This window comes from Paracidovorax citrulli (genome assembly GCF_900100305.1).
In the GTDB taxonomy this organism is placed as follows: domain Bacteria; phylum Pseudomonadota; class Gammaproteobacteria; order Burkholderiales; family Burkholderiaceae_C; genus Paracidovorax; species Paracidovorax citrulli.
Window position 1 is genome coordinate 62,705 of sequence record NZ_FNEY01000006.1, and the last position, 17,118, is coordinate 79,822.

Below are 17,118 nucleotides of genomic sequence, written 5' to 3' on the forward strand. Positions count from 1 at the left end.
ATGACCACGAAGAACTTCGCATTCGTTTTTCCCGGACAAGGATCGCAATCCGTCGGCATGCTCGACGCCTGGGGTGACCATCCCGCCGTGGCCGAAGCCGTCCAGGAAGCCTCCGACGCGCTCGGCGAGGACATCGGCCGCCTGATCCATGAAGGCCCCAAGGAAGCCCTGGCGCTGACCACCAACACCCAGCCCGTGATGCTGGTCGCCGGCGTGGCGGCCTGGCGCGTCTGGCTCGCGGAAGGCGGCGCGCAACCCGCCGCGGTGGCCGGCCACTCCCTGGGTGAATATTCCGCCCTGGTGGCCTCCGGCGTGCTCACGCTGTCGCAGGCGGCTCCGCTGGTTCGGCTGCGCGCCGCCGCCATGCAGGAAGCCGTGCCCGTGGGCATGGGTGCCATGGCCGCCATCCTCGGCCTCGAATCGGCCAAGGTGGTGGAAGGCTGCGCCCACGCCACCGCGGCGTTCGGCGCGGGCAGCGCGGATGTCGTCGAGGCCGTGAATTTCAACGACCCGGCCCAGACCGTCATCGCCGGTACCAAGGCGGGCGTCGAGGAAGCCTGCGAAATGCTCAAGGCCGCGGGCGCCAAGCGCGCGCTGCCCCTGCCCGTGTCCGCGCCTTTCCACTCCAGCCTCATGAAGCCGGCTGCCGAGAAGCTGCGCGAGGCACTGGCCGGCCTGTCCCTGACCTCCCCCCGCATTCCCGTGGTCAACAACATCGACGTGGCCGTGGAGCGGGGGGCGGATGCGATCCGCGATGCGCTCTACCGCCAGGCCTTCGGCCCCGTGCGGTGGGTGGAGTGCATCGGTGCGCTCAAGGCGCGGGGTGCCACCCACGTCATCGAGTGCGGCCCTGGCAAGGTGCTCATGGGCATGACCAAGCGCATCGACGCGACCCTGGTGGGCGGCTCGGTGTACGATCCCGCATCCCTGCAGGAAACCCGCGAACTGCTGGCCTGAGACGGCTGACCAGAGAGACACCATGACCCTTTCGAATTCCCCTGACAACGCCGCCCGCATCGCCCTGGTGACGGGTGCCTCCCGCGGCATCGGTGCCGCCATCGCTGCCGAACTGGCGGCGCGGGGCTTCCGCGTCGTCGGCACGGCGACCACCGAAGACGGCGCGCAGCGCATCACCCAGGCGCTGTCCGCCCACGAAGGCTGCCGGGGCGCCGCCGTCGACGTGAACGACGCCGCCGCGCTGGATGCGCTGATCGACGGCATCGTGAAAGAGCAGGGCGGCCTGCATGTGCTGGTCAACAACGCCGGCATCACCCGCGACCAGATTGCCATGCGCATGAAGGACGACGACTGGGATGCCGTGCTCGACACGAATCTGAAGGCGGTATTCCGCGCCTGCCGGGCCGTCATGCGGCCGATGATGAAGCAGCGCTATGGGCGCATCGTCAACATCACGAGCGTGGTGGGTGCCTCGGGCAATCCGGGCCAGGCCAACTACGCCGCAGCCAAGGCGGGTCTTGCCGGCATGACGCGCTCGCTGGCCCGCGAGCTGGGCAGCCGTGGCATCACGGTGAACTGCGTGGCCCCCGGTTTCATCCGCACCGACATGACCGCCGAGCTCTCCGAGGAGCAGCACAAGGCACTGCAGACGCAGATTCCGATGGGGCACATGGGGCAGCCGTCGGACATCGCCAAGGCCGTCGCCTACCTCGCATCGGACGACGCGGGCTATGTGACCGGCCAGGAGTTGCATGTCAATGGCGGCATGTACATGTAATTGATGGAAGTTGACGCTGGTTGTTCCGCCCGGCGGGCCATTTCGAGGTGTATCTCGATCCGGCTAGAATCGCGGATTCATTCACAACCCCCAAAGGGAAACCATGAGCGATATCGAAGCACGTGTCAAAAAAATCATCGCCGAACAACTCGGCGTGGAAGAGTCGCAAGTCACCAATGAAAAGGCCTTCGTGGCCGACCTGGGTGCCGACTCCCTCGACACGGTGGAGCTGGTGATGGCGCTGGAAGACGAGTTCGGCATCGAGATCCCTGACGAAGACGCAGAGAAGATCACGACGGTGCAGAACGCCATCGACTACGCGAACACCCACCAGAAGGCCTGACCGTCCGGTCTCCGCCTCCCCCCGCGGATCGCCCTTAGCGGTCCCGCATCAGCACGAAAGAGTCTTAGCGCATGAGCCGTCGTCGCGTCGTCGTGACCGGCCTGGGTTGCATCACCCCCGTCGGTAACACGGTGGCGGAAGCCTGGGCCCGAATCTTGGCCGGCCAGTCCGGCATTGGCCTCATCACCAAGTTCGATGCTTCGAACTTCGCCTGCAAGATCGCTGGCGAGGTCAAGGATTTCGACCTGAACGCCTACATCAGCGCCAAGGATGCGCGCACGATGGACAGCTTCATCCATTACGGCATCGCCGCGGCCGACCAGGCCGTGCGCGACGCGGGCCTGCCCGTGGGCGAGGCGCTGGATGAGGACCTGGCGAACCGCATCGGCTGCATCATCGGCTCGGGCATCGGCGGCCTGCCGCTGATCGAGAACACGCACGCGGAGCTCGAGAATCGCGGCCCCCGGCGCATCACCCCCTTCTTCGTCCCGGCCTCCATCATCAACATGGTGGTGGGGCACGTGTCGATGCGCTTCGGCTTCAAGGGGCCGAACCTGTCGGTCGTCACGGCGTGCACCACCGGCCTGCACTGCATCGGCGAGGCCGCGCGCAAGATCGAGTACGGCGATGCCGACGTGATCGTCGCGGGCGGCACGGAATCCACCGTCTCGCCCCTGGGCGTGGGCGGCTTCGCGGCGATGCGGGCACTGTCCACGCGCAACGACGATCCGGCCACCGCGTCCCGTCCCTGGGACAAGGACCGGGACGGCTTCGTGCTGGGCGAGGGCGCGGGCGTGCTGGTCCTCGAGGAGTACGAGCATGCGAAGGCCCGTGGCGCGAAGATCTACGCCGAGCTCTCGGGCTACGGCATGAGCGCGGACGCCGGCCACATGACCGCTCCCAACATGGACGGGCCCCGGCGCGCCATGCTGGCGGCGCTGCGCAATGCGGGCATCAACGCCGACGAAGTCGATTACCTGAACGCCCACGGCACCTCCACGCCGCTGGGTGACTTGAACGAGACGAACGCCATCAAGGCGGCCCTCGGGGACCATGCCAGGAACATGGTGGTCAGCTCGACCAAGTCGATGACGGGCCACCTGCTGGGCGGCGCCGGCGGCATCGAGAGCGTTTTCACCGTGCTGGCGCTGCACGACCAGAAAGTGCCCCCGACCATCAATATCTTCGAGCAGGATCCGGAGTGCGATCTGGATTACTGCGCCAATACGGCCCGCGACATGAAGATGGACGTCGCCGTGAAGAACAATTTCGGGTTCGGCGGCACGAACGGCACGCTGGTTTTCCGGCGCATCTGACGGCCGCACCGCCGTCGCGGCTCCGGATCCATGGCCGATCTCGCGCGGGAAGAGTTCCACGCTCCGGTGTTGCGCCACCCCGCAGGCGCGGAACATCGGCTCCGCGGCTGGGTTCTCGGGCTCAGCCTCGCGGGTTTCGCAGCCTGGGCGGCATGGGCCGTTTCCGGAAGCGGCCCGTCTGCCTGGACGGTCGCCTGTGGCCTGGGGCTGTGGGGCTGGGTCTCCCTGCTGGGCTGGCGCGCGGCAACCCGCTGGACCTCCGGCGTCCTTGCATGGGATGGCTTGCTGTGGTCCCTGGACCGTGGCAGGGCATCCTCCCCGCTGTGCGGGCGCCTGGAGGTCGCACTGGATCTGCAGCGTTTCCTGCTGGTGCGCTTCGTGGGTCAGGACGGCCGCCATGCATGGCTGGGCCTGGAGCCTGGCCGCCATGCCGCCGGATGGGCTGCGCTCCGCCGTGCGGTATATTCGCGCCCCAGACGGGAGCCCGCAGCCCAGGGGCCGACGATGCCCCCTGCTCATCGCCCAGATGCGTGAGCTTACGAATACATGAACGCTTCCCTGCCCCCGCCTTCCCCTGCCGACAGCGACCTCCAGCTCGTGGAGCGCACCGTGTCCGGCGACCAGCGGGCCTACGGGCTGCTGGTCGTGAAATACCAGCGCCGTATCGAGCGCCTCATCGGCCGCATGGTGCGCGACTCGGACCTGGTGCAGGACATCGCCCAGGAAACCTTCCTGCGGGCCTACCGCGCACTGCACCAGTTCCGCGGAGAAGCGCAGTTCTACACCTGGCTCTACCGCATCGCGGTCAATACGGCGAAGAAGGCCTTGATGGACATCAAGCGCAATCCCGTCATTTCCGAGAACGCATTGCGCGGCGGAGAGGACGAGGATGAAACTTCCCGTATCGGACACGAACTAACCAGCGACGAAACCCCGGAAACCGTGATGGCTGCGCAGGAGATTGCCGCGGCGGTCAACACGGCCATGGAAGCGCTGCCGGAGGATCTGCGCCAGGCGGTCACGCTGCGCGAGATCGAAGGCCTGACCTATGAAGAAATCGCCGAGGTGATGCAGTGCCCCATAGGAACGGTGCGATCGAGGATATTCCGTGCCCGGGAGGCGATTTCCGCCCGGGTGCGACCTTTGCTGGAAAAGCAGACAGGCAAGCGCTGGTGATGCAGGTGTGCCCGGGAGGCCGGGGCAGCGTGCCGGCCCAAGGACGATAGCAGGTGAGAAGCATGAAAGACGACCCGACAATGCGTGAGCAGCTTTCCGCGCTGGCCGACGGCGGCATCAGTGAGGCCGAGTGGGGCGAAGCCTTCGCTTATGCCCGGACTGCCGAAGGCCAGGAGGCCTGGGCCGTCTATCACCTGATCGGTGACGTGCTGCGCTCCCCCGAGCTGGCCCGCCCTGGCAATGCCGCCCTGGCCGATCGCGTGATGGCCCAGTTGGCACGGGAGGAACGGCCGGCTGCCGAGGTGGCTCTGCCGGAAGCCGCCGTCCCCCTGGCAGCTGCCATCCAATCCCAGGGCGAGGCGGCGAATGCCGCCGTGTTCCGCTGGAAGATGGTCGCCGGCCTGGCTTCGCTGGCCGCGGTCGGCGTGCTGGGCTGGAGCGGCCTGTCCGGCGGACCGTCGGCCGGCGGCGAAACCCGGCTGGCTGCCGTGCCGTCGCGCATGGAGGTGCCGGCCGCCACGACGCTGGTGTCTGCCACCGACCCCGCGGGCGAACCGCAGGTGATGCTGCGCGATCCCCGCCTCGACGAACTGCTGGCGGCGCACCGCCAGTACGGGGGCGCTTCCGCGCTCCAGATGCCGGCAGGTTTCCTGCGCAATGCCACCTTCGAAACGCCCCAGCGCTGAGCGCTTGCACTACCGGAGATCGGGATTGGCAGGTCCGAGGAACGCCGACGGCTGGGTGCCGCGATTCCAGCACGGCCGTTGTTGGGTGAGGACGATGGCGGTGCCGGCCCTTGCGGCGCTGCTGGCGGGCGCGCCGTGGTACGCCGCCTGGGCAGCGTCCGGAGAGGGCACCTCGGGCAATCCGGTCCCCTCCGTTGCGGCGCATGCATCCGCGTCCCAGGCCCAGGCCCAGGCCCAGGCGGAAATCGAGGACTGGGTGGAGCGCATCCACCGGGCATCGCGCGAGCAGAGCTATCGCGGCAGCTTCGTGGTGTGGTCTTCCGCGGGGGGCATGACCAGTTCCCGCATCTGGCACGCGACGGACGGCAAGGTGCAGATCGAGCGCATCGAGGCCCTGGATGGCTCGCCGCGCACCGTATTCCGCAAGGACGATCTGGTACGCACTTTCCTGCCGAAGGCCCGGGTGGTGAAGGAAGAGCGGCGGGACATGCCGGGCCTGTTCCCCCATCTGCCGCAGGCCGAAAGCAGCGCGGTGCTGCGCCATTACCGGGCCCGGTTCCTCGGCAGCGACCGGGTGGCGGGGCAGGATGCCAGCATCCTGTGGCTGGAGCCCCGGGACGGATTGCGCTTCGGCTACCGCATCTGGATGGCGCGGCCCAGCGGCCTGGTCGTCAAGCTGCAGACGCTGGGTCTGCGTGGCCAGGTGCTGGAGCAGGCGGCGTTCTCGCAGATCGACTTCGATACACCTCCCACCGTGCCGCAACTGGCGGCGCAGATGGACGATACCCGCGGGTTCCGGCTGCTGGCCGTTCCGCTGGTGAAGACGACGGCGCGGGAGGCCGGCTGGCAGCTGAGCCGGCCCGTGGCCGGGTTTGTCCCCGGCGATTGCTACAAGCGGGATCCGGCCGTGCTGGCCAGGATGCCCATGCCCCCCCTGCAGTGCATCTTCTCGGACGGCCTGGCAACGGTGTCGCTGTTCTTCGACCCCTACGACGCCGCGCGCCATGCCGGCGAGCCGCGCCGCATGGACATGGGTGCCACCCAGACCCTCGCCCAGCGGGTGGCCGGAGGCTCCATCTGGCTCACCGCCGTGGGCGAAGTGCCGCAGGAAACCCTGCGGCAACTGGTCGAGCAGATCGAACCCGTGCGCTGAACCGGGCGCGCGGCCGGTGGAATGCCGCCGCGGCGCAGGGAACCAAACACGGCCTTGTCCTTCACACCTTCGCATGCGTTTTTGCACAACATCGGCGATTTGCCCCGAAAAGAAAGAAAGGTCTTCCATGTTTTCCATGCCGTGTGACCCATCGCGTTTCCGGACACTCGTCCGCTCCCTCGCTGCCGCTGGAGCCGTCGCCCTGTTCCCCGCCGGTGCGCTGCATGCGCAGGCTGCCACGGCCAGCCCGCCGCCGCTGGTGCAGGGCCTGCCCGACTTCACCGACCTGGTGGACCAGGTCGGCCCGGCGGTGGTGAACATCCGGACCATCGAGAAGGCGCCCGACCGCTCCTCCACCAGCGGCATGGACGAGGAAATGCTGGAGTTCTTCAAGCGCTTCGGCCTGCCCATGCCGGGCGTTCCGCGCCAGCAGCGTCCCCAGCGCCCCGACGAAGAGCAGCCACGCGGCGTGGGTTCCGGCTTCATCGTGACCTCCGACGGCTACGTGATGACGAATGCCCACGTGGTGGAGGGCGCGCAGGAAGTGCTCGTCACCCTCACCGACAAGCGTGAATTCAAGGCCAAGATCGTGGGTTCGGACAAGCGCACGGATGTGGCGGTGGTGAAGATCGACGCCACGGGGCTTCCCGCGGTGAAGGTCGGCGACATGAACCGGCTGCGCGTCGGTGAATGGGTGATGGCCATCGGCTCGCCGTTCGGCCTCGAGAACACGGTCACCGCCGGCATCGTGAGTGCCAAGCAGCGCGACACGGGCGACTACCTGCCGTTCATCCAGACGGACGTGGCCATCAATCCCGGCAATTCGGGCGGCCCGCTCATCAACATGCGCGGCGAAGTGGTGGGCATCAACAGCCAGATCTACTCGCGTTCCGGCGGATTCATGGGCATCTCCTTCGCCATCCCGATCGACGAGGCCATCCGTGTGAGCGACCAGCTGCGCGCCACGGGGCGCGTGACCCGCGGGCGCATCGGCGTGCAGATCGGCCAGGTCACCAAGGACGTTGCGGAGTCTATCGGCCTGGGCAAGACCCAGGGTGCGCTGGTGACGGGCGTGGAGACCGGCTCGCCGGCGGACAAGGCCGGCGTGGAGGCGGGCGACATCATCACCCGCTTCGACGGCAAGAGCATCGACAAGATTTCCGACCTGCCGCGCCTCGTGGGCAACACCAAGCCCGGCAACAAGAGCACGGTGACGGTGTTCCGGCGCGGGGCCACGAAGGATCTGCCCATCACGGTGGCGGAGGTGGAACCCGACGACAGGCCGACGGCCGCAGCCGGCGACCGAGGCGCGAAGCCCAAGGCATCGCCTGCCGCGCTGCAGCTCGGCCTGGCGGCGGTCGATCTGACGGATGCCCAGAAGAAGGAGCTCAAGCTCAAGGGCGGGGTGCGCGTGACGGGCGTGACCGATGCCGCGGCCCGTGCAGGGCTGCGGGAGGGCGACGTCATCCTGGGCGTCGCCAATACCGAGATCTCCGGCATGAAGGACTTCGAAGCCGTGCTGGCCAAGGCCGACAAATCCAAGCCCATCAATGTGCTGTTCCGCAGGGGCGACTGGACCCAATATGCCGTGATCCGTCCGAGCCGCTGATGTCCGGCGGCTGTCCGGGGCAGAGTCCCCATCCCGGAGTGGGAATTGGGGCCTTCCGCGCAGGATGAGTCCCCCCTGGAGGGGGCGCCTGCGCCCCCGGGGCCGGGAAAAAAAGTTCTATCTATGCATTTGGATAGAATGCTGCACGTTTTTCATGGCAGACCTGCATATGCAAAGCCTGTAACATCACCATATGGGATCGCCCCGTTCCATGCACAGGTGTTCCACAGATCGCCCACAAGTTGTTCTCATGATGTGCCGTCATATTGTGAATAAGCTGTGCATAAATATTGCGTTGCAGGGTGGCAACGCGCCCTGCCGGTCATGATGCGGGCTTTCCCTGTCGGCCTTTTTGCCTACAATGAAGCTCCAACCATCGCAGTTGCCAAAGATTGTTGGTTCAGGGCGCGTCACCGCTTGACGCGCCCTTTTTTCTTGTGCGCGCCGTTCTAATTCAACTACTTGTCGCTTCTCGTTGATGAATCACATCAGAAATTTTTCGATCATTGCGCACATTGATCACGGCAAATCGACGCTCGCCGACCGCCTGATCCAGCGCTGCGGCGGCCTGGAAGAGCGCCAGATGGAAGCACAGGTGCTCGATTCGATGGACATCGAAAAAGAGCGTGGGATAACCATCAAGGCCCAGACGGCCGCGCTGCAATACAAGGCCCGCGATGGCCAGGTCTACAACCTCAACCTGATCGACACGCCCGGACACGTGGACTTCTCGTACGAGGTGTCGCGCTCCCTTTCCGCATGCGAAGGCGCGCTGCTCGTGGTCGATGCCTCGCAGGGCGTGGAAGCCCAGACGGTGGCCAACTGCTACACCGCCCTGGATCTCGGCGTGGAAGTGCTGCCCGTGCTCAACAAGATGGATCTGCCGCAGGCCGATCCCGACAACGCCAAGGCCGAGATCGAGGACGTGATCGGCATCGACGCGACCGATGCGATTCCCTGCTCCGCCAAGACCGGCATGGGCATCGACGAGATCCTCGAACTCATCGTCGCCAAGGTGCCCGCGCCGCGCGGCAATCCCGATGCGCCGCTGCGGGCCATGATCATCGACAGCTGGTTCGATCCCTACGTGGGCGTGGTGATGCTGGTGCGCGTGGTCGATGGCCGGCTGCTCAAGGGCGAGCGCTTCAAGATGATGGCCTCGGGCGCTGCCTACAACGCCGACAACCTGGGCGTGTTCACGCCCGCTAACGAGCCGCGCAATGCGCTGAACGCGGGCGAGGTGGGCTACATCATCGCCGGCATCAAGGAGTTGAAGGCCGCGAAGGTGGGCGACACCATCACGCTGGAGAAGAAGCTGCCCAACAACCTGGGTCCGGCCGAGCAGGCATTGCCCGGCTTCAAGGAAATCCAGCCGCAGGTGTTCGCGGGCCTGTACCCCACCGAAGCCAGCGAGTACGACCAGCTGCGCGACGCGCTGGAGAAGCTGCAGCTCAACGATGCCTCGCTGCATTTCGAGCCCGAGGTGTCGCAGGCGCTGGGCTTCGGCTTCCGCTGCGGCTTCCTGGGCCTGCTGCACATGGAGATCGTGCAGGAGCGCCTGGAGCGCGAGTTCGACCAGGACCTGATCACGACCGCGCCCAGCGTGGTCTATGAAGTGGTCAAGGGCGATGGCGAGGTCATCATGGTGGAGAACCCCTCCAAGATGCCCGACCAGGGCCGCATCCAGGAGATCCGCGAGCCGATCGTCACCGTGCATCTCTACATGCCGCAGGAATACGTGGGCCCGGTGATGACGCTGGCCAACCAGAAGCGCGGCGTGCAGCTGAACATGGCCTACCACGGCCGCCAGGTCATGCTGACCTACGAGTTGCCGCTGGGCGAGATCGTGCTGGACTTCTTCGACAAGCTGAAGTCGGTGTCGCGCGGCTATGCGTCCATGGACTACGAGTTCAAGGAGTACCGCGCCTCCGACGTGGTGAAGGTGGACATCCTGCTCAACGGCGAGAAGGTGGATGCGCTGTCCATCATCGTCCACCGCAGCCAGTCGGCCTACCGCGGCCGCGCGGTGGCCGCCAAGATGCGCGAGATCATCAGCCGACAGATGTTCGACGTGGCGATCCAGGCGGCCATCGGCGCGAACATCATCGCGCGCGAGACCATCAAGGCCCTGCGCAAGAACGTGCTGGCGAAATGCTACGGGGGGGACATCACCCGCAAGCGCAAGCTTCTCGAGAAGCAGAAAGCGGGCAAGAAGCGCATGAAGCAGATCGGTTCCGTCGAAGTGCCGCAGGAAGCCTTCCTGGCCATCCTGCAAGTGGAGGAGTGATCCGATGCAAGCCATGCAATATGTGACCGCCGCGATCCTGGCGGCTTTCGTCGGCTACGTGGGCGCCTGGTACGTGGGCGCCATCGAAGGCAATTTCGCGCTGCTGCTGCTGCTGGCGACGGTGGTGACCGGCGCCTACTGGCTGGCCGAGCGCCTCGTCTTCCTGCCGCGGCGCCGCCGCGCGGCCCAGGCCATCGAGGAGGCGGCCGTGCAGCGGCGCGCCGAGCTGGACCGCATGGGCATCGCCAAGGTGGACGGCGACGTGCAGGAGGCGAAGGACCGCATCCTGATGCAGCCGTGGTGGCTGGACTGGACGGCGGGACTCTTCCCGGTGATCGCCATCGTCTTCGTGCTGCGCTCGTTCCTCTTCGAGCCGTTCAAGATCCCCTCCGGATCGATGATCCCGACCTTGCTGGTGGGCGACCTGATCCTCGTGAACAAGTTCACCTACGGCATCCGGCTGCCGGTGATCAACAAGAAGATCACGCAGGGCACGCCGCCCCAGCGCGGCGACGTGATGGTGTTCCGCTATCCGCCGCAGCCCAGCATGGACTACATCAAGCGCGTGGTCGGCGTGCCGGGCGACGAGATCGCCTACCTGAACAAGCGGCTCACGGTGAACGGCAAGCCGGTCGAGACCACGGCGCTGCCCGATTTCCTCGACGAGGACACGATGCGCTACTTCAAGCAGTACGACGAGCATCTGGGCGCCAGGCCGCACCGCATGATCAACAACCCCGACGTGCCGGCGTTCATCCAGGGAGCCAGCGACTACGCCTTCCGCGAGAATTGCCGCTACAGCGTGGAAGGCGTGGTGTGCAAGGTGCCCGAGGGCCACTATTTCATGATGGGCGACAACCGCGATAATTCGTTCGATTCCCGCTATTGGGGCTTCGTGCCCGACGCGAACATCGTCGGCAAGGCCTTTTTCGTGTGGATGAATTTCGGCAACCTGAAGCGCATCGGCGGCTTCCAGTAACGGCTTGCCGCAGACCGCGGCGCTTCCTTCAAGACATACCAAAGAAGAGGGTCCGGACCATGGGTCTGCATCAGCACCACCTGCCTCGCTGCGCATCGAACACCCCGCGGCCTGTCCGCCGCTCCCGCCAGCGTGGCCTGTCCTTCATCGGGCTGGTGTTCCTGGCCGTGTTCGCGGTGGCGGTCTTCGCCATCGGCGGCCAGTCGGTGCCGATCTTCCTGGAGTACCAGGCCATCCGCAAGGCGGCCGCCAAGGCGGCGCGCGAGGCGTCCACGGTGCCGGAAGTGCGGGCCTCCTTCGACCGCGCAGCCGCGATCGACAACATCAGCTCCGTCACCGGCAACGACCTCGAAGTGACGAAGCGCAACGACAAGATCGTGGTGTCCTTCAGTTATTCGCGCGAGATCGCGCTCGTCGGCCCCGCCTACCTGGTGTACCGCTTCCGCGACCAGACCAACTGACCCTTTCTTCCTTCTTCCGTTTTGGTTTCACCCAGCCTTTCCGCGCTGCAGGACCGCCTGCAGCATGTTTTCTCCGATCCATCCCTGCTGCAGCGGGCCACCACGCACCGCAGCTTCTCGGCCGACCATAACGAACGCCTGGAGTTTCTCGGCGACTCGGTGCTGAACCTGGCCGTATCGAGCCTGCTCTACCAGCGCCTGCGCGACCTGCCGGAAGGCGATCTCTCCCGGGTGCGCGCCAACTTGGTGCGCCAGGAGGCGCTGCACAGCCTGGCCCTGGGCCTGCAGTTGCCGCAGGTGCTGCGCCTGGGCGAGGGGGAGACGAAATCCGGTGGCAAGCAGCGCCCGTCCATCCTGGCCGATGCCCTGGAAGCCCTGATCGGGGCCGTCTACCTGGATGCCGGCTACCAGTGCGCCGAGGCGCTGGTGCACCGGCTCTACCAGGACGTGGAGATCAATCCTCGCATGCCGGCGGCCGAGAAGGATGCCAAGACCGCATTGCAGGAGTGGCTGCAGGGCCGCAAAATGAAGCTGCCGCAGTACCGCGTGGTCGCCACGGTGGGGGCTGCCCACCGGCAGACCTTCGACGTGGAATGCGACATCCCGGAACTGGGCCTGACCGAGCGCGGCATCGGCGGATCGCGGAGGGCGGGCGAACAGGCTGCCGCCGCCGCCATGCTGGCCACCCTGAAAGCGAAACACCCATGAACTCCTCTCCTCCCTCCGTTCCCGGCGCACTCCAGGACGACCTGGAGGCCATGCTGGCGGCGGCACGCCCCGGCGCGGCCGTGCCCGCCGCAGCCGGGACCGGCTCCGGCGCGCAGGAGGCCCCGGTGGCCCAGGGCCCGCAACGCTGCGGGCTCATCGCCATCGTGGGCAAGCCCAATGTCGGCAAATCCACCCTCATGAACGCGCTGGTGGGCCAGAAGATCAGCATCACCTCGCGCAAGGCGCAGACCACGCGCCACCGCATCACCGGTATCCGCACCATGGGTGCGGCCCAGTTCGTTTTCGTCGATACGCCGGGGTTCCAGACCAAGCACAGCACGGCGCTCAACAAGTCGCTCAACAAGACGGTGATGGGGGCGATCGGCGACGTGGATCTGATTCTCTTCGTGGTGGAGGCCGGCAGCTTCACGCTGGCCGACGCCAAGGTGCTGTCGCTGTTCAAGCCCGGCATCCCCACGCTGCTCATCGCCAACAAGCTCGATACCGTGCACCGCCGCGCGGAGATCGCCCCGTGGCTCAAGGGCATGCAGGAGCGGCATCCGTTCGCGGAGTTCGTGCCGATGTCGGCCAAGAACAAGGGCGATATCGAACGCCTCTTCGGGATCTGCGAGAAGTACCTGCCCGAGCAGCCCTGGTGGTACGCCGAGGATGAGCTGACGGACCGCAGCGAGAAATTCCTCGCGAGCGAGACCGTGCGCGAGAAGCTGTTCCGCTTCACCGGCGACGAGCTGCCCTACACCTCCACCGTGGTGATCGACAAGTTCGAGGAAGAGCCCAGCAAGACGCACAAGCGCTTTGTCCGCGTCGCGGCGACGATCGTCGTGGAGCGCGATGGCCACAAGGCCATGGTGATCGGCGAAAAGGGCGAGCGCCTCAAGCGCATCAGCACCGACGCCCGCATGGAGCTCGAAAAGCTGCTGGGCGCCAAGGTGTTCCTGGAGGTCTGGGTCAAGGTGCGTTCCGGCTGGGCGGACGACGAGGCCCGGGTGCGGTCCTTCGGGTATGAGTGACTCCCCCCTGAGTCGCCCGCGGCGCCTTCCCCCAGGGGGACGATGCCTGCGGCCGGGCAAAGCCCGTTCCGCGGCATCTGCTGGCATGGCCTGCTCCGCGGCCTTCTGACGGGTCGAGGCCGCACGTAGCCCATGTGCCGTCGTCCCGGCATGCATCTTCGGTTATCCGATTTCGGGACAATGGCCTGCTGCGCTCTGCCTGCCAACGCCAGGCCGCGATTGATTGCATAGCCCTCCATGGCCGCACGCCGTATTTCCGACGAACCCGCCTATGTGCTGCACCGCTACGACTGGAGCGAGTCCAGCCTGATCCTGGACGTGTTCACGCGCCACCATGGGCGGGTGGCGCTGGTGGCCAGGGGGGCGAAGAAGCCGACGTCCAATTTCCGCCCCGTGCTGCTGCCGCTGCAGCCTTTGCGCATCACCTATACGCTGAACGGCGAGGGGCGGGAGGAGGTGCATGGGCTCAAGGGGGCCGAGTGGGTGGGTGGACACGTCATGCCGACGGGCGACGCGCTGCTGTCGGGCCTGTACCTCAATGAATTGCTGATGCGGCTGCTGGCGCGCGAGGACACGCATGCCGCGCTGTTCGACGCCTACGCGGGCGTGGTCCGGGTGCTGGCGAGCGAACACGGCGACGCGCTGGAGCCCGTGCTGCGCAGTTTCGAGTTGCTGCTGCTGCGCGAGATCGGGCTGCTGCCCGCGCTGGATGTGGAAACGTCCACGCTGGCGCCGCTGGCTCCGGCGGCCCGCTACGCGCTCGTGCCGGAGGCCGGCCTGCGGCCGGCCCTTCCTTCGGACCGCAGCACGCTCGGCGGTGCGCAATGGCGCCAGCTGGAACGCTCGCTGGGCGAGGCCCAGCCCTACACGGCCACGCTGCGCGCGATCGTGGCGGGGCTCGCCGCCAGCGCGTCTCCGGCCGCGGATCTCAAGCCGCAGCTGCGTGCTCTGCTGCAATACCATTGCGGCAGTCCAATGCTGCGGACGCGGCAGCTCATGATCGATCTCCAATCCCTATGACCCAGCATTCCGTGCGTACTGCCCTGTCGGTGAACGTCAACAAGGTGGCCCTGGTGCGCAACACGCGCCACCTGGGCATTCCCAGCGTGGAGCGCGCCGCGCTGCGGTGCCTGGAGGCGGGCGCGCAGGGCATCACCATCCATCCGCGCCCGGACGGGCGCCACATCCGGGCGGACGACGTGCCCGTGCTGGCTGCGCTGCTGCGCCAGTGGCCGGACCGCGAGTTCAACATCGAGGGCAATCCGTCGCAGAACCTCATGGAGTTCATCTGCGCCGTGCGTCCGCACCAGGCCACCTTCGTGCCGGACGGCGAGGACCAGTTCACCAGCGACCACGGCTGGAGCTTTCCGCAGGACGCCGAGCGCCTGGCGCCCCTGGTGGCCGAATGCCGCGGGCTGGGCGTGCGCGTGAGCCTGTTCATGGATGCGGAGCCGGCGCAGATGGCCGCCGCGCGTGCCGTGGGAGCCGACCGCGTGGAGCTCTACACCGAACCCTATGCCGCGGCCTGGGGCACGCCTGCGCAGGAGGCGCAGCTCGTGCGCTACGCGGATGCGGCCCGGGCGGCGCTGGAGGCCGGGCTGGGCGTGAACGCCGGGCACGATCTCAACCGGGACAATCTCGCGGCCTTCGTGGCACGCGTGCCGGGCCTGATGGAGGTGTCGATCGGGCATGCCTTCGTCGCGGATGCGCTGGAACTGGGCTACGCCGCCGCCGTGCAGGCCTACCAGCGCTGCATCGATGCCGGCATGGCGCAGCGGCAGGCCGGCGCATGATCTACGGCATCGGTACCGACATCTGCGATGTCCGCCGCATCCGGGCGGGCCTGGAGCGCCATGGGGACCGTTTCGCCGAAAAGGTGCTCGCGGCCGGCGAACTCGCGACTTGGCGCGAACGCAGCGCGCGTTGGCCCGAGCGCGGCGTGCGCTACCTGGCCACGCGCTTTTCCGCCAAGGAGGCTTTCAGCAAGGCGATCGGCATGGGCATGCGCATGCCGATGACCTGGCGGGACTGCGAGGTGGCCAAGCTGCCCAGCGGCCAGCCCGTCATCGTGCTGCACGGCGCCCTCAAGGCCTGGTTCGAGTCGCAGGGGCTGCGCTGCCACCTGAGCGTCACCGACGAGAGCGACTATGCGGCGAGCTTCTGCGTGGTGGAGCGCGGGGACCCGGGCGAGGGCGCCCGCCCGGATGCCGTGCAGCCCCTCCGGCCTGAGCCGCCCTGCCGCATCCCTCCTTTCTTTTTACGCACGTATTCCGTTTCCTGCATGACTGCCGACATCGAACACGCACCCCTCATCCTCGACATCGCCGGCACGGCGCTCACTCCGGCCGACCGCAGGCGCCTGGCCCATCCGCTCACCGGAGGCATCATCCTCTTCGCCCGGAACTGGGAAAACCGCGCGCAGCTGCTGGAACTCACGGCCTCGATCAAGGCCGTGCGGGACGACCTGCTCATCTGCGTGGACCACGAGGGGGGCCGGGTGCAGCGCTTCCGCACCGACGGTTTCACCCACCTGCCGCCGATGCGGGCACTGGGCGCCCTGTGGATGGACGACGGCCGCGAGGGCCCGGGTACCGGCGCGATGCGCGCGATGGATGCCGCCAGCGCCGTCGGCTACGTGCTGGCCAGCGAGTTGCGCGCCTGCGGCGTGGATTTCTCGTTCGCACCGGTGCTGGATCTGGACTGGCCGTCGGGCGGGGACGGGTCCGCAGGCAGCGCCTCGGCGAGCAGCGTGATCGGCGACCGGGCCTTCCACCGCGACCCGCGCGTGGTGGCGATGCTGGCCAAAAGCGTGGCGCACGGCATGCTCAAGGCGGGCATGGCGCATTGCGGCAAGCATTTCCCTGGGCACGGCTTCGTCGCGGCCGACTCGCATACCGACATCCCCGTGGATCGGCGCCATCTGGGCGCGATCCTGGCGAATGACGCCGCACCCTATGCCTGGCTGTCCAACACGCTGGCCGGCGTGATGCCTGCGCATGTCATCTATCCGCGCGTGGACCGGCTTCCGGCAGGGTTCTCGCGCCGGTGGCTGCAGGACATCCTGCGCCAGCGCCTGCGGTTCGGCGGAGCGGTGTTCAGCGACGATCTCAGCATGGAGGGCGCCCGTCGCATCGATGGCGCCGTGGTGGACTTCGCGACCGCCACGCTCGCGGCCCTGGATGCCGGCTGCGATCTGGTGCTGCTGTGCAACCAGAGCCTGGTGGGCGAGGGGCGCGAGCAGGGCAGGGCGCTCGACGATGTGCTCGATGCCCTGGAGCGCGCACGCGGCGAAGGGCGCTGGCGCCCCAGTCCGGACAGCGAGGCCCGCCGGCTCGCCCTGCTTCCACAGACGCTGCCCCATCCCTGGGACGAGCTCATGCTGGAGCCGGATTACCTGAGGGCGCTGGATTGCCTGCCCTGAGGGCCAGATTGTTTGTAACTGAATGATTCGCGTGCCGCGCATGGCTTGTTTTTCGCAACAAGCCGGGGCGCACGGGAAAACCGCGCCGTGGATGGCATTGCGCGGCCGCTGGCCGGACACATCGGGCTACACACTGCGTCAACGCGTGCCCAAGCATGGCGTTACGAACAGCAAGCAGTGCCCGCGGCCATGAGGGCGGCGCGGCCCTTGCCG

Annotated in this window: 16 protein-coding genes and 1 pseudogene; all 17 read left to right on the forward strand. The window is 67.2% G+C overall.

The window, feature by feature from the left end; translation table 11 throughout:
* Nucleotides 1–957: an ACP S-malonyltransferase gene (fabD, locus tag BLR99_RS05865; RefSeq protein WP_046060855.1), complete on the forward strand. Its 957-nt coding sequence runs from the start codon at nt 1–3 to the stop codon at nt 955–957.
* 22 nt (nt 958–979) lie between these two features.
* Nucleotides 980–1,735: a 3-oxoacyl-ACP reductase FabG gene (fabG, locus tag BLR99_RS05870; protein WP_011794330.1), complete on the forward strand. Its 756-nt coding sequence runs from the start codon at nt 980–982 to the stop codon at nt 1,733–1,735.
* A gap of 103 nt (nt 1,736–1,838) precedes the next feature.
* Entirely contained in the window at nt 1,839–2,078 is a 240-nt protein-coding gene (acpP, locus tag BLR99_RS05875; RefSeq protein WP_003058049.1) for an acyl carrier protein, read from the forward strand.
* A gap of 71 nt (nt 2,079–2,149) precedes the next feature.
* Nucleotides 2,150–3,394, forward strand: coding sequence for a beta-ketoacyl-ACP synthase II (gene fabF / locus BLR99_RS05880; protein WP_011794331.1), 1,245 nt, complete (start codon nt 2,150–2,152; stop codon nt 3,392–3,394).
* Nucleotides 3,395–3,940: 546 nt separating this feature from the next.
* Nucleotides 3,941–4,570: an RNA polymerase sigma factor RpoE gene (gene rpoE, locus BLR99_RS05890; protein WP_011794333.1), complete on the forward strand. Its 630-nt coding sequence runs from the start codon at nt 3,941–3,943 to the stop codon at nt 4,568–4,570.
* Nucleotides 4,571–4,632: 62 nt separating this feature from the next.
* The gene (locus BLR99_RS05895) at nt 4,633–5,256 is read left to right on the forward strand and encodes a sigma-E factor negative regulatory protein (RefSeq protein WP_011794334.1); all 624 of its coding nucleotides are present in this window, start codon (nt 4,633–4,635) and stop codon (nt 5,254–5,256) included.
* 94 nt (nt 5,257–5,350) lie between these two features.
* Nucleotides 5,351–6,409: a MucB/RseB C-terminal domain-containing protein gene (locus tag BLR99_RS05900; protein ID WP_074686918.1), complete on the forward strand. Its 1,059-nt coding sequence runs from the start codon at nt 5,351–5,353 to the stop codon at nt 6,407–6,409.
* Between the two features lie 127 nt (nt 6,410–6,536).
* Nucleotides 6,537–8,018 (forward strand): DegQ family serine endoprotease, encoded by a 1,482-nt coding sequence (locus BLR99_RS05905; protein ID WP_011794336.1) that lies wholly within the window; start codon nt 6,537–6,539, stop codon nt 8,016–8,018.
* A 478-nt stretch (nt 8,019–8,496) separates the two neighbouring features.
* A complete protein-coding gene (lepA, locus tag BLR99_RS05910) occupies nt 8,497–10,305 on the forward strand; it encodes a translation elongation factor 4 (RefSeq protein ID WP_011794337.1) in 1,809 nt (602 codons plus the stop codon).
* 4 nt (nt 10,306–10,309) lie between these two features.
* Nucleotides 10,310–11,284: a signal peptidase I gene (lepB, locus tag BLR99_RS05915; protein ID WP_011794338.1), complete on the forward strand. Its 975-nt coding sequence runs from the start codon at nt 10,310–10,312 to the stop codon at nt 11,282–11,284.
* Between the two features lie 59 nt (nt 11,285–11,343).
* Entirely contained in the window at nt 11,344–11,745 is a 402-nt protein-coding gene (locus BLR99_RS05920; protein ID WP_011794339.1) for a DUF4845 domain-containing protein, read from the forward strand.
* A 21-nt stretch (nt 11,746–11,766) separates the two neighbouring features.
* Nucleotides 11,767–12,453 (forward strand): ribonuclease III, encoded by a 687-nt coding sequence (rnc, locus tag BLR99_RS05925; RefSeq protein WP_011794340.1) that lies wholly within the window; start codon nt 11,767–11,769, stop codon nt 12,451–12,453.
* Entirely contained in the window at nt 12,450–13,484 is a 1,035-nt protein-coding gene (era, locus tag BLR99_RS05930; protein WP_011794341.1) for a GTPase Era, read from the forward strand. The genes rnc and era overlap by 4 nt, the downstream gene beginning before the upstream one ends.
* Nucleotides 13,485–13,721: 237 nt before the next feature.
* Nucleotides 13,722–14,504, forward strand: a complete 783-nt coding sequence (gene recO / locus BLR99_RS05935) for a DNA repair protein RecO (RefSeq protein WP_011794342.1) — start codon at nt 13,722–13,724, stop codon at nt 14,502–14,504.
* The gene (locus tag BLR99_RS05940; RefSeq protein ID WP_011794343.1) at nt 14,501–15,277 is read left to right on the forward strand and encodes a pyridoxine 5'-phosphate synthase; all 777 of its coding nucleotides are present in this window, start codon (nt 14,501–14,503) and stop codon (nt 15,275–15,277) included. The genes recO and BLR99_RS05940 overlap by 4 nt, the downstream gene beginning before the upstream one ends.
* Nucleotides 15,274–15,636: pseudogene (gene acpS / locus BLR99_RS23390) on the forward strand (holo-ACP synthase); the annotation flags it as partial. The gene BLR99_RS05940 and the pseudogene acpS, both read left to right, overlap by 4 nt.
* A gap of 129 nt (nt 15,637–15,765) precedes the next feature.
* Nucleotides 15,766–16,905, forward strand: a complete 1,140-nt coding sequence (gene nagZ, locus BLR99_RS05950) for a beta-N-acetylhexosaminidase (RefSeq protein WP_017438817.1) — start codon at nt 15,766–15,768, stop codon at nt 16,903–16,905.
* The last annotated feature ends 213 nt before the right edge of the window (nt 16,906–17,118 follow it).